Consider the following 12,882-nt stretch of genomic DNA (forward strand, 5'->3'; position numbering starts at 1 on the left):
GCCATGCGGGGGTGGCCCAGCGGAAGGGGCTTGGAGACAAATCCGCCGTGAAGCGGAACGAACAGGTTTTGGCCTGCATGGTGACTAATGGCAACAAACCGATAAGGCGGCTTTTCACGGCGCTGCGCCTTTGGCGTGCATACAATTGCACCAGCGATGCCCTCTGCGACAGGGAACCGGAAGCGGCTGCCGGTTGTTTATTGTTGGAGCGATGAATGCGGCCTTGGTCAGCTCGTCGCGCTTTGAACGGTTGAGGATGTGAATGATCGAAAAGCTGTTTACCAGAATCGCCAACACCGTTTCGCACTTGGCGGGCCTGCCGCCGACTTTCATCGCCTGTTGCGCCATCGTTATCGTCTGGGCGGTAAGCGGGCCATTCTTCGGCTTCTCCGATACGTGGCAGCTCGTCATCAACACGGGAACGACGATCATCACCTTTTTGATGGTGTTCCTGATTCAGAACACCCAGAACCGCGACGGCGCCGCGGTTCAGGCCAAGCTCGACGAACTGATCCGCGTCAGCGAGGGCCACAATCATTTCATCGGCATCGAGCACCTGACCGAATCCGAGGTCGAGGAGATCAGAGACAAATGCGAGCGGGCGGCAAAACGCCATGACCACGAGCTCGCCGAACTGGCGGGCAAGAAGGCCGTCGCGCAAAAGCGCACCGCGAAAAAACGCGCGCCCGCCTGAGTCTCGGCTTTGGCTGAGTTCGACGATCAGTTTCCCATAAAGGCCGCGAAAGCGTCCTTATGGTCGGGGTGCCAGCGCGAGAGAGCAGGCCGGTTCTCGATGATGTCGCCGATCGCCCAGGCCATGCGCTTTTCATCGGTCGGCCGCATCACCTCATTGTCGGGGCAGAGGATGTAGAAGTCCCCGCGCGCCAGCGAAGCCAGCATGAAGTCGACCACCTGCTCGCCGGTCCAGGCGCCAGCGGGTTTTTCGACCGCTCCTTCGGTGAGGCCGGTGAAGGTGAAGCCGGGAATGAGAAGATGCGCCGCGACCTTCGCGCCCGGCTCGTTGCGCAATGCGTGCGCCAGCCCTTCGGTGAACGTCTTCAATGCCGATTTGGATACGTTGTAGGCGAGATTGCCGGGTGGCGTGGTGATGCCTTGCTTGGAGCCGGTGTTGATGATCAGGCCCGGCTCTCCGGAGGCCAGCATGGCCGGCGCAAAGGCCTCGACGCCATGTACGACGCCCCAGAAATTGATGTCGATCAGCCGCTTCCAGGCGTCGCCGTTCTCCCACGGTTTTCCCGGATTGTTGCCGACGCCGGCATTGTTCATCAGCAGCGATACGGCGCCGAAAGCGGCATGCGTCTTTTCCGCCAGCCGGCCGAGTTCGTCGGCCTTCGAGACGTCTGTGGCGACCGCAAGCACGGCATTCTCGCCGGCGATCGCGGCGACTGCCTGGCGGGCCGCATCGAGGCGCGCGCCGCCAATGTCGGCCAGCACCAGTCTCATGCCCATAGCCGCCAGCCTTTTGGCGGCGGCAAGCCCGATGCCGCTGGCGCCCCCGGTGATGACGGCGACGTTGCCTCGGCTGAGGGCGGGCAAAGCGGATTGGATTTCGGCGTCGGAGGTCATGATCTTTTTCCTAGGGTTCGGGTGGCGCCGAACTTAGCGCGGGACGCGCATCGTGCAAGGCCGTCCCGCGTGTTCGGGTTGACCGCATCAACGGCGGCTGTGCATGCTGCGGCTGAACAGGAGACTGCCGATTGACCGACTGGGTTGCGATCCTGAAGGAGCAGACCGCCACCGGCGACCAGATGGGCCGCGAGGTGCCACAGATGCTTGCCAATCCGGACATAAGCGAAGCGCAGGTGAAGACCTTGTTTTCGGCACTCGAAAAACAGGCCGAGTTCGTCGAGAAATTGCGCATGGCGCTGGAAAAATTCGGCCATGATTTTTCGATCATCAAGGCGGCCGAGCGGCTGGAGGAGCGCTATGCCGACCTAGCCGCGTCGGTTGCCGAAAAGCTGAAGGCGATGCGCAAGTAGAGGCGTCCTACGCTACTTTTCCAGCACCCGCGAAAAACGCGTGTCCGGAACGAACCAGACGGCGGCCACCAGCACGAAGATCGCAACGCCGATCCATTGGTTGACGAAGGCAAGCGGGACGGCGGCGGCGTAGAGGGCCACCGAGATCTTGCCCTTGCGGTCATTGCCCAGCGCCTTGGCGAAGGCGGTGTCGTTGCCGTGCAAATGGTGCAGCTTGGTGGCGAGAAAGGTGTAGGCGACCGCGCACAGCACCAGGTCGATGCCATAGACGGCGACGGGGACCGGCGCGAAATGGTTCTCGCCCATGAAGGCCGTCGTCGCCGGCATCAGCGACAACCAGAACAGAAGGTTGAGGTTGGCCCACAGCACGCGGCCGTCGACCCTTTGGACGGTGTGGAACATGTTGTGCAGATTGTTCCAGTAGATACCGACATTGATGAACGACAAGACATAGCTGAAAAAGATCGGCCACAGCGGCAGAAGCGCTGAAAAATCCTCCCCATGGGGCACTTTCAGCTCCAGCACCATGATGGTGATGATGATGGCGACCACCCCATCGGTGAATGCCTCGACTCTGCCTTTTCCCATGGATTCTCCTTCTCGATGGAAAGACGTTAAGCGAGGATTTCGGGCAAGACCATCCTGACAAGGTTGTCAGGATGAAGTTCGGCGCGTGGAACGGCCATCCTTACATGGACGTTGGGGCGCAATTGGGCGTTGGGCGATTGGCCGGAGGTTGCCATGACCAGCTATGCCGAGACCATAACGCGCGACAACGGACTCGATGGCCGGCCCGCGATGGCCGCGGTTGCCGCCATGATCGCCGCTCTGTTCGCCGGCAGCACGGTGCTGACGCCGCTTTACGTCATCTACAAGCAGGCCTTCGGTTTCTCGCAGATCACGCTGACGCTGGTCTACGCCGTCTATGTCGTCGGCAATCTCGGCGCATTGCTGATGTTCGGGCGCTTGTCCGACGGCATTGGCCGCCGTCCTGCGGCGCTGGCGTCGATGGCCATAGCGGTGGTCAGCGCGCTGGTGTTCCTGTTGGCCGAGAACGTCGCATGGCTCGATGTCGCCCGCATATTGAGCGGCCTTGGCATCGGCGTCGGCGCGGGAACCGGCACGGCCTGGCTTGCCGAATTGATCGAGGGTAAGGACAAATCGCGCGCGGCAATCATCGCCACCAGCACCAACTTCGTTGGCCTTGGCCTCGGCGCGCTGGCATCGGGCCTGCTCGCCGAATATGCGCCCTGGCCGTTGAGACTAACGTTTGCGGTCTATCTTGCCTTGCTCGTGGTGGTGACGCTGTTGATCTGGCGCACCAGGGAAACCGTTTCGCGGCCGGGAAGGCTGGTCGACGTTTCGCTGCGGCCGCGGCTGTCGGTGCCCGCTGATATCCGCGCCGCTTTCGTGGCGCCGGCCGTCACCGGCTTCGGCGCCATGGCGCTGGTCGGCTTCTATGCAGCCCTAGCGCCGAGCATCCTGGCGCAGCAGCTGCATGTGGCCAACCATGCCGAGGCCGGCGGGCTGTTCTTTGAACTGTCGATCGTTGCGGCCGCGACCATTCTGGCCACGACCCGACTGTCCAGTCGCGCCGGCATGCTGGCCGCGCTGGCGCTGATGATCCCGGCCGTAGGGCTGATGGTTGCTGCTCAGTTTTTCGCGTCGATGTCCCTGATGGTTGCCGCCACCGCTGTGTGCGGCGTGGCGGCGGCGCTCGGCTATCGCGGCGGCCTGCAGGTGGTGAGCCAGATCGCACCTGCCGAGCGTCGCGCCGAATTGGTGTCGGCGTTCTTCATCTGCTGCTTCTGCGGCAATGCGCTGCCGGTGATCGGCATTGGGCTGCTGTCGAGTTGGGCCACTCCGACGACGGCAAGCCTGGCCTTCGCCGGCATGATCACGCTGTTCTCTGTCGTAGCGCTGGGGTTCGGCGTCAAATACGCGCGCTGAGCCTCACCCGTTTGGCGTCTCGGGCGCCATGTTTGCCCGTCCGCGCGGGATGCCGAGGCCGGTGTCGGGCGGCTCGCCGGCGGCCGGCCGGTCCTCGATCATGTGCATGGTGCGCCAGCGGCCGAAGCGATAATAGGCGGCGGCCAGCACCAGCGAGGTGATCGATCCCGCCGGAAAACTCCACCACAGCGCTTCCTCGCCGATGTAGCTCCTGAAGAAGTAGGCAAAGCCGGTACGCACGACCAGCACGGAAATCACCAGAATGATCAGCGGCGGCATCACGGCACCGGTGGCGCGCACGGTGGCGAACAGCACGATGGTGACGCCGAACAGGATGAACGACCAGGACGCCACCTTGTTGATGTGGGCTGCAATGTCGATTGCGGTGCTGTCGCGGCTAAGGAACAGGCCGAGCACCGGCCTGTCGAAGAGGAACAGCAGCGCCACCAGGGCGCCGGTGAGCACCAGGTTGAAGCCGACGCCGGACGCCGCGATGCGACCGATGCGGTCCCAGCGCCCGGCGCCGACATTCTGGGCCGCCATCGACGAGACTGCGGCTCCGATCGCCAGTGCAGGCATCTGGATATAGGTCCACAGCTGCGCCGCGATGCCGTAGGCGGCGGCGACCTGCGAGCCGTAGGAGTTGACGATGCCCATCACGGTCAGCGCCGCCGCCGAAATGACGATCATCTGCAGGCCCATCGGCACGCCCTTGAAGACGACGATCCTGAGCAGCGCCGGATCCGGCCGCAGCAGAGCGAGGTTCGCGCCGGCGAGCCGCAACGGATGCTTTTTGGCATAAAGCACGACGAGGATGGCGATCACGCTCACCGTCTGGCCGATCAGCGTCGAGGTGGCGGAGCCGGCGATGCCGAGTTCGGGGAAGGGGCCGATGCCGCGAATGAGCAGCGGATTGAGGATGATGTCGAGCACGACCGCGAGCGCCATGAAGAAGAATGGCGTGCGCGAATCACCCGCACCGCGCAGCACCGTCATGACGAAGGACAGAAGGTTCATCATCGGCACGGCGACGAAGATGATACGCAGATAGGAGCGCGCCAGCGGCAGCGCATCGGGCGGGGTGCCCAGTGTGTTGAGGATGGCGTCGACCCAGATCCAGCCGCAGACGGCGAAGATAGCCGAGACGAGGAAGAAGAAGCTGGCGCTGGTGCCGACGATGCGCCGCGCCTCGGGCAGGTCGCGGGCGCCGACCGATTGCGCCACCAGGATGGTCGCGGCCATGCCGATGCCGAACACGGTGCCGAGAATCAGGAACAGCACCAGATTGGCGTTGGAGGTGGCGGTCAGCGCCGATTCACCGAGGAAGCGGCCGACCCAGACGGCGTTGATCGAACCGTTGAGCGATTGCAGCACGTTGGAGCCGAGCACCGGCAGAGCGAACAAAAGCAGCGTGCGCGGAATCGGGCCGCTGGTCAGGTCGCCGGTGCGCCGGCGCGGTGGTATTTTTTCGTCCATGGGCTGTTCGGCGAAGGTTCATCTCAAAGTCCGCCCGGCAATGATCGCCGATTTAACGGACAAGGTCGATGCGGCATTGGAACATGCCACCTGGCGGCTTCAAGCTAATCAGTTCTCAAAACATTCGGAATGGGATATGGGTCGTCGCCGCGTGGGGTCGCATATCCTGTTGGATATGATGAATAGGCTGGGGGGATCATGTCCGACAATCCGCTTTTTTCCGAGCGCCTGAACCGGCGCGCGTTTCTTGGAATATCCGCTTTGGGTGCCGCTTCCATGGCGCTTTCAGCCTGCACCACGACCGACGTCGTGGTGCCGCCAACGCCCGCTCCGGCGACCGAACCGGCTCTGGGCGATGCCGCCACCATGTATTCGGCGCGCGTCGATGAGGGCTTTTCATTGCCGGCAATCCCCGTGGCCAAGCTCGATCCGAAGTTCGTGCGCCAGATCGTGGACGATCCGACCGGCGAAAAACCCGGCACGATCGTCGTCGATACATCCGAACATTTTCTCTATCTGGTGCGCGACGGCGGCAAGGCAATGCGCTATGGCGTCAGCCTCGGCAAGGCCGGGTTTGGCTGGACCGGCAGCGCCGTGATCCAGGCGCGCAAGAAATGGCCGGTGTGGACGCCGCCCCCGGAAATGATCCAGCGCCGGCCGGAACTGGCGAAATACAAGGACGGCATGCCGCCCGGACCGCAGAGCCCGCTCGGCGCGCGTGCGCTCTATCTGTTCCGCGACGGCAAGGACACGATGTACCGGCTGCACGGCACGCCGGAATGGGATTCCATCGGCAAGAACGCGTCGTCGGGCTGCGTGCGCTTCATGAACCAGGACATCATCGACCTCTACAGCCGGGTCAACGGCGTAGCCCAGGTCTATGTGCGCCCGAACCTGTCGGCCGCGGGCAAGATCATGGCTGTGTCGAGCCGGACCGCCGAGCCGATCGATGCCGGCGTGCCAAGGGATGCGGAGATTTTGAAATAGGTGCCTTCACGGCATCGCTGATCGCCGACAAACGGTTAGAGGCGGACGCGCCGGGCGCGTCCGCCTTTCCGTATACGGCTACTTCTTGGCGAGGCCCGGAAGCGTGACCTGATAGACCAGGAACATGGTGTCGACATCGGCGCCGTCGTCGGCCTTGTAGGGCGCGCCGACCTGAAAACCGTCTTGGGTGAGAAAGTCGTTATCGTTGCCGACGAACAGGAAATAGTCGTCGGGCAGCGCCGGATCGAGCAGGCTGACCACAGACATTGCTTCCCACTTCTCCGAGAGATTGTTCTTGTCGTTCGGCTTGCCGTCATGCAGGCCGAAACGGCCGAGTTCCTTGTTGTCGTTGATGTCAATGAACGGCGTCAGCTTGGCCGGGGTCACCGAGGGGTCGAGCACGCCCTTGGGCGCCAGCGGCTTGTCGGCGGCATCGAAGGCGCCGCCGGCAATGTCGGTGGCGCCAGAGACGTCGACGACGAAAATCTGGCGCAGCAGCGAAGTATCGCCCTTCACCCCCTGGCCGTTTCCGCTGTCGCGCGCCAGCATCAGGAAGGTCTTGTCGGACAGCGCCACGATCTCGCTCTGCGCGGCGACCTTGGTCTTGTCCTTGGTGACCTTGAACACCGGCAGCGGCACGACATATTCATGCACCAGCTTGAGATGGGCCGGGTCGGAGGCGTTGTAGACCAGGGCGCGGGTGTTCTGGCGCGTCGCGGGCGAATCGCCGCCATCCTGGCGGGGCGCCGACTGCAGCACAGCGATCAGCGACTTGCCGTCCGGCGTCAGCGCCATGCCTTCGAGGCCCTGGTTGTTCTGGCGGCCGGTTTCGGGATCCTTCGGATCGGGTTCGGCTGCACCGGGGCCTGGATTGTCGGAGGCGAAGTTCGGCCCGCCCTTGCGCATCGGCACCAAAGCGGCCGGCGGCTGCGTTGCCGACAACAGATGGCCGTCGGCCGAGAAGCGGTAGATGTTGGGGCCGTATTCGTCAGAGATGAACATGGTGCCGTCGGGCAGCCGCGCGATCGCCTCGTTGTCGAGCGCCAGCTTGCCATTGGCCTCGGGCAGGATCGGCAGGTCGCCGCTCGCCGCGCGCACGCCGTTGAGCGGATCGAGGCCGGTGGCGTCTGCGCCCTTGTCGTCGGTGAGCAGCAGCGAATCGGCTAGCGTCGCCTTGACGCCTGATTGTTCCTGGCCGGCAGCGGGCGTGGCGCCCAGTGCGGTCGGCGTGAACTCGATGCGAATAGTGTTGAGCCGCGGCCGGTAGTCGGTGGTGCCGACGACATTGTAGCCGCGATCCGGCAGCAGCCACAGCGAACCCTTGTAGCCATCCGCGCCATGGGTCCAGCTTGCGGCGTCGATCGACATGCCGGAGCCGGAGCCGAAGGTCTCGCCGAACTTGTCCTTCTGATCGGCCGGAATGCGGCCGACGCCGACCAGGCCCTTGTTGACGAAGCCGCCAACGGTGGCGGTGCTGCCGGCAAGGGCAGGGGTCAGGGCGGTAAACAGCGCCAATGCGGCGCCGAGCGACACGGTTCGGTGCAGATTTTTCATGGAGATCCTTCTTGTGACGGAACGGGCCGGAACGGCCGGATGACGAAGCCGCCGCAATCGACGATGCCGCGCCCACCGATGAGCGGTCTAGGACGCGAAGATGATAGTTGCGTGACAGACCTTGTCGCACGCGCTCCGGAACCATTTTCCAGCCTGATCCGTTGCACGCGAGCCCAAGCGTCGCCTGCGATGGCCGGTCGAGCCCCGGGCCTGGGAGGGATAAATGGGTTTCGATCAGTATCACGAGCCGCCGGAAGAACTGACGCAGGAGGTGCGGACCTTTGCCCGCATGATCACCTCGTTGATCGAAGAGGCCGAGGCGATCAGCTGGTACGAACAGCGCATGTCGGTCGAGAAAGACCCTCAGGCCAAGGCGATCATGAAGAACGCGCAAGGCGAGGAGTTCAAGCATTTCGGCATGGATCTGGAATTCCTGCTGCGCCAGAAGAAAGACTGGCGCACGGAACTGAAGGAAATCCTGTTCACCACCGGCGACATCGTTAAGGCCGGCGAGCGGGGCGAGAAGAAGGTGGATTGAGGCCCGCCGGCCTTCCGCGGCGGATCAATCGCTGTCGCGGGCGATCAGCTCCAGCGGCCAGACTTCGCGGATGATGCGCGGACCTTCCGGGCCGGCAAAGGCGGGAAGCGAGGCCAGCAACATTTCGGCCAGCCGCCGGCCCATCGGCTCCAGCGACGGACGGAAGGCGGTCAGCGCCGGCGAGAAATAACGGCAGAGCGGCGTGTCGACGATGACGATCACCGCGATGTCGTGGCCGGGCCTGATGCCCATTTCGGCCAGTGCCTTGCAGCCGCCGAGCGCCATTGCGTCATTGTTGAAGATGATGGCTGTGGGCCGGTCCTTGGAGAGCATCACGCGCGGCGTCACCTGGTAGCCTCCGGCCTCGTTGATGAAGCCGTCAGCGATCAGGCCGGGGTCGACTTCGATGCCATGCCGCTCCAGCGCCTTGCGGTAGCCGTCGAGGAACAGGTAGCCGAAGTTGAGATCAAGCGAAGGGCGGATGGCGGCAATGCGGCGGTGGCCGCGCGCGACCAGCCGGTCGACGGCTTCATCACCCGCCCTCTCGAAATCTATATCGAGCGAAGGATAGGTGTCGTCGCCGGATTGACTTCGGCCAAGCGTGGCGAAGGGAAAGCCGGCCTTGCTGAGATAGTCGATCCGATCGTCTTCCCGCCGTGTATTGGCCAACACGACCGCGTCGGCCCGGCGCGTCTCAACAACGCGGCGCAGCCTCTCCTGCTGATATTGACCGGGCTCACCCATGACGACCATCAAATCCAGGCCATACTCGGCAAGCCGGCCTTGCAGACCGATCAGGAACGGGATGAAGAACGGTTCGCCATATTGCTGGTCGCCCGGATGCGGCTGCAGCATGAAGGCGATCGAATGGGTGGTGCCTTGCCGCAGGCTGCGGCCGGACTGGTTGGGCGAATAGTTCAATTGCTTGGCGGCGGCGAGCACGCGCTGGCGGGTGTCGGCATTGACGTCGGCGCGGCCGTTCAACGCCCGCGACACGGTGCCGATCGAAATGTTCAGGTGACGCGCGAGGTCATGGATGCTGGACGCCAAGGACAGTTCTCCCCCTGTCTTGGCTAGCACCGGCTGCCGCCCAGGCCAAGGCTTCGGGATGGTTTTCGCTGGCAGCCGATTGACATTCTACGCCATCGGGTGTGTTCTCGTAAACGTTTACGGAAAAGCGTTTACGGTGATGCCGGAAATGCCGTGACATTCGGTCTGGAGGGACCGGACGGGAGGAATGCCGGATGATGAATGCCGTCCTCGTTGGCTGTGGTGCGATGAGCAAGGCCTGGCTCGATGCCGCGAGGCAGATCGGCGGGTTGGCCATTGTCGGACTTGTCGATCTCGACGCCGAACGGGCGCGGGCGAGGGCACGCGAATACGGGCTCGATCGCGCCGTCATCGGCACCAGCCTCGATCAGGTTCTCGACCAGACCAGGCCCGACGCGGTGTTCGATGTCGTGGTTCCAGCCGCCCGGCGTGATGTCGCCTTTGCCGCCTTTGCCCATAATTGCCATCTGCTGACGGAAAAGCCGCTGGCCGATACTCCAGAAAATGCGCGCGCCATCGTCGATGCGGCACGTAACGCGGGGCGTATCCATGCGGTCGTGCAGAACCGCCGCTACGTCGCCAATGTCCGGCGCATCAGGCGCTTTCTCGACTCCGGCGCCATCGGCAAGCCAACCAGCATCCATGCCGATTTCTTCGTCGCGCCGCATTTCGGCGGCTTCCGCGAGGAGATGGCGCATGTGCTTTTGCTCGACATGGCGATCCATACTTTCGACGCCGCCCGCTACATGGTCGGCGGCGATCCCGCCGGCGTCTTTTGCCAGGAATGGGAGCCGGCGAATTCCTGGTACCGGCAGGGATCGTCGGCCAGCGCTATCTTCGATCTCGGCGGCGGCAAGCGCTTCACCTACGCAGGCTCTTGGTGCGCGGCGGGCTTCCGCACCAGCTGGGAGAGCACGTGGCGCATCGTCGCCGAGCACGGCAGCCTGGTCTGGGACGGCGAGGACGGACTGAAGGCCGAGGTTGTGTTGTCGGTCCGCGACGGCCTGTTCGACCTGACCCAGCCCATCACAGTACCGCCGCTCGATTCCGCCGACCGCGTCGGCGGTCATCTCGGCATCATCAAGGATTTCATCCACGCCATCGAGACCGGCAGCGAGCCGGAAACCCGTGGCAGCGACAACATCAAAAGCCTGGCCATGGTTTTTGGCGCCATCGAAAGCGCCGAGACCGGACGGCGCGTCGCAATCACACAGGAAGCATCATGATGCCAAACCCGCTTCTCGACATCCGCATCGGCACCATGGTGCGGGCCAATCTCGAAGACCCGGCCGCCTACATCAGAGAGATTCTGCCGCTCGGCTTCGAGAGCATCCAGCCCTTCTTCTGGCAGACGCTGGGCGGCAAGGATTTGGCGCGGCTCGCCGGTGAGATTGGCGAGGCGATCGGCGATGCCGATGTCGCCGTGTCGTCGATCGGCGTGTTCGGCAATCCGCTGGAGGATGGCGAGGTCGATCGCGGCGTGCTCGCGGCCTGGGAAACCGTCATCGACAACGCGCATCTGTTCGGCGCCTCGACGGTCAGCGGCTTCACCGGCCGCCTTCGCGGCAAGAAGCTGACCGACAGCCTGCCGCGCTTCCGTGAGGTCTGGGGACCACTGGCCAAGCGCGCCGCCGACAAGGGCGTGCGCATTGCCTTCGAAAATTGCGCCATGGATGGCAACTGGGCGGCCGGCGACTGGAACATCGCCCACAATCCCGATGCCTGGGAGTTGATGTTCAACGAATTGCCCGACGACAATCTCGGCCTCGAATGGGAGCCCTGCCACCAGCTTGTCTACCTCATCGACCCGATGCCGCAGATCCGCAAATGGGCGCCGCGCATTTTCCATGTCCACGGCAAGGACGCGACGGTGCGCTGGGATGTGATCCGCGAGCACGGCGTGTTCGGCAAGCTGCCCTTCGTGCAGATGCGCACGCCCGGGTTTGGCGACAGCGACTGGACGCGGGTGATCAGCGAATTGCGGCTGGCCGGTTACAAGGGCGCCATCGACATCGAGGGCTGGCACGACCCGGTCTATCGCGGCGACCTCGAAATCACAGGCCAGGTGCGCGGGCTGGAATACCTCAAGCAATGCCGGGGAGGAGCGACCTACCTGCCGAACCCGGCGTGACCGAGGGCCGGTGGGAGGAGCCGGCCTGACAGATTGCCAAGCACTGCCGACAAGCACTGCCGAAAAGCGAACGACGAACCCCTCGGCTCACCGAGGACAAAAGGGAGGAACGTGCATGAGCATCGCAATGAGAACGACACTTCTGCGCTCGACCGTCGTGGCCGCCGCCACGGCGCTGTGCGCTGCCATCTCCACTCTGCCGGCGCAGGCGCTCGACGCCCAGTGGTGCAAGGATGTCCACATCCGCTTTTTCGTCGGCGGCGCCGAGGGCGACGCTTTCGGCACCATCGTCTACAATGGCGCCAAGCAGGCGGCGTCCGATCTCGGGCCGAAGGTCGACTACATCTTCTCGCAGTGGGACGTCGAGAAGATGGTGCAGCAATTGCGCGAGGCCGTCGCCGTGAAGCCAAACGGCATTGCCATGATGGGCCATCCGGGCGACGCCGCGATCATGCCGCTGGCCGAACAGGCGCACAAGGACGGCATCAAGATGATGTACCAGAACGTGCCGGTGCCGAAGGTGGTGGACGCGTTCGGCGGCGGCTATGTCGGCGCCCAGCAGGAGCAGCAGGGCCGCGCGCTCGGCACTGAGGCGTTCAAGCTCGGGAAGCTCAAGTCCGGCGACAAGGCAATCATGATCGGTCCGTTCGAGAACGAGGCCCGCGGCGCGCGCGAGCGCGGCACGGTGGCAGCACTCAAGGAAGCCGGCGTCGAGGTCATCCAGCTGTCGTCGCCGCCGAGCGGCGAATGGGCGTCCGACCCCAATCTGGCGATACCGGTGATCACCGCGGCCCTGCTCAACAATCCCGACGTCAAGGCGGTCGGCTATCCCGGCGGCCAGATGCTGGGCAACGTCGCCACCTACATGCAGGCGGCAGGACGCAAGCCCGGCGACATCTTCAACTTCGGCTTCGATACCAGCCCGCAGATCGTCGAGGCGTTCAAGGGCGGCTGGGTGCAGCTGACGGCTGATCAGCAGCCGTTTCTGCAAGGCTATCTGCCGATCCTCAGCCTTTGCCAGCAGGTGGTGCTGGGCCTGGCGCCGATGAATGTCGACACCGGGGCGGGCTTCGTCACGCCGCAGAATTACGAGATCGTCGCCGAGCTCGCCAAGCAGGCGCTGCGCTGACCTCCCAAACTGCCGGCTGGGCGCAAGCCCGGCCGGCAGGACCGCCGGCACCAGGCCGGATGATACC

Annotated in this window: 13 protein-coding genes; 8 read left to right on the plus strand and 5 right to left on the minus strand. The window is 64.1% G+C overall.

All coding sequences use genetic code 11. From position 1 onward, the window contains the following. Positions 1–262 precede the first annotated feature (262 nt). Entirely contained in the window at positions 263–694 is a 432-nt protein-coding gene (locus tag NLY43_RS29445) for a low affinity iron permease family protein (RefSeq protein WP_023750938.1), read from the plus strand. A 26-nt stretch (positions 695–720) separates the two neighbouring features. On the opposite strand, the gene NLY43_RS29450 is transcribed toward NLY43_RS29445, so the two are convergent. Next, a complete protein-coding gene (locus NLY43_RS29450; protein WP_023682121.1) occupies positions 721–1,587 on the minus strand; it encodes an SDR family NAD(P)-dependent oxidoreductase in 867 nt (288 codons plus the stop codon). Between the two features lie 131 nt (positions 1,588–1,718). Between NLY43_RS29450 and NLY43_RS29455 the strand changes: the two genes are divergently transcribed. Next, the gene (locus NLY43_RS29455) at positions 1,719–2,000 is read left to right on the plus strand and encodes a hypothetical protein (protein ID WP_023668298.1); all 282 of its coding nucleotides are present in this window, start codon (positions 1,719–1,721) and stop codon (positions 1,998–2,000) included. Positions 2,001–2,012: 12 nt separating this feature from the next. On the opposite strand, the gene NLY43_RS29460 is transcribed toward NLY43_RS29455, so the two are convergent. Then, the gene (locus NLY43_RS29460) at positions 2,013–2,588 is read right to left on the minus strand and encodes a TMEM175 family protein (RefSeq protein ID WP_023682120.1); all 576 of its coding nucleotides are present in this window, start codon (positions 2,586–2,588) and stop codon (positions 2,013–2,015) included. Positions 2,589–2,741: 153 nt separating this feature from the next. Here NLY43_RS29460 and NLY43_RS29465 point away from each other — a divergent pair, with 153 nt between their 5' ends. After that, complete coding sequence (locus tag NLY43_RS29465) at positions 2,742–3,950, plus strand: MFS transporter (RefSeq protein WP_023712448.1); 1,209 nt, start codon at positions 2,742–2,744, stop codon at positions 3,948–3,950. 3 nt (positions 3,951–3,953) lie between these two features. Here NLY43_RS29465 and NLY43_RS29470 read toward each other — a convergent pair whose 3' ends face one another. Beyond that, positions 3,954–5,426, minus strand: a complete 1,473-nt coding sequence (locus NLY43_RS29470; protein ID WP_023712449.1) for an MATE family efflux transporter — start codon at positions 5,424–5,426, stop codon at positions 3,954–3,956. A gap of 198 nt (positions 5,427–5,624) precedes the next feature. Here NLY43_RS29470 and NLY43_RS29475 point away from each other — a divergent pair, with 198 nt between their 5' ends. Then, positions 5,625–6,413 carry a L,D-transpeptidase gene (locus NLY43_RS29475; RefSeq protein ID WP_023712450.1) on the plus strand — a complete coding sequence of 263 codons (789 nt, stop codon included), beginning with the start codon at positions 5,625–5,627 and terminating at the stop codon, positions 6,411–6,413. A 78-nt stretch (positions 6,414–6,491) separates the two neighbouring features. Here NLY43_RS29475 and NLY43_RS29480 read toward each other — a convergent pair whose 3' ends face one another. Continuing rightward, entirely contained in the window at positions 6,492–7,967 is a 1,476-nt protein-coding gene (locus tag NLY43_RS29480; RefSeq protein ID WP_023712451.1) for an esterase-like activity of phytase family protein, read from the minus strand. Positions 7,968–8,190: 223 nt separating this feature from the next. On the opposite strand from NLY43_RS29480, the gene NLY43_RS29485 reads away from it, so the two are divergent. Further along, a complete protein-coding gene (locus NLY43_RS29485) occupies positions 8,191–8,505 on the plus strand; it encodes a ferritin family protein (protein WP_023712452.1) in 315 nt (104 codons plus the stop codon). Positions 8,506–8,529: 24 nt separating this feature from the next. Here NLY43_RS29485 and NLY43_RS29490 read toward each other — a convergent pair whose 3' ends face one another. Continuing rightward, positions 8,530–9,555 (minus strand): LacI family DNA-binding transcriptional regulator, encoded by a 1,026-nt coding sequence (locus tag NLY43_RS29490; protein ID WP_023712453.1) that lies wholly within the window; start codon positions 9,553–9,555, stop codon positions 8,530–8,532. Between the two features lie 194 nt (positions 9,556–9,749). Between NLY43_RS29490 and NLY43_RS29495 the strand changes: the two genes are divergently transcribed. The 3 genes from NLY43_RS29495 (at position 9,750) to NLY43_RS29505 (ending at position 12,815) form a co-directional block, all read left to right on the plus strand. Continuing rightward, positions 9,750–10,781 carry a Gfo/Idh/MocA family protein gene (locus tag NLY43_RS29495; protein ID WP_023712454.1) on the plus strand — a complete coding sequence of 344 codons (1,032 nt, stop codon included), beginning with the start codon at positions 9,750–9,752 and terminating at the stop codon, positions 10,779–10,781. After that, entirely contained in the window at positions 10,778–11,686 is a 909-nt protein-coding gene (locus tag NLY43_RS29500) for a sugar phosphate isomerase/epimerase family protein (RefSeq protein ID WP_031199612.1), read from the plus strand. The genes NLY43_RS29495 and NLY43_RS29500 overlap by 4 nt, the downstream gene beginning before the upstream one ends. A 115-nt stretch (positions 11,687–11,801) precedes the next feature. After that, positions 11,802–12,815: a substrate-binding domain-containing protein gene (locus NLY43_RS29505; protein ID WP_023699592.1), complete on the plus strand. Its 1,014-nt coding sequence runs from the start codon at positions 11,802–11,804 to the stop codon at positions 12,813–12,815. Positions 12,816–12,882: the final 67 nt, after the last annotated feature.

This window comes from Mesorhizobium sp. C416B (assembly GCF_030323165.1).
Lineage (GTDB): Bacteria > Pseudomonadota > Alphaproteobacteria > Rhizobiales > Rhizobiaceae > Mesorhizobium.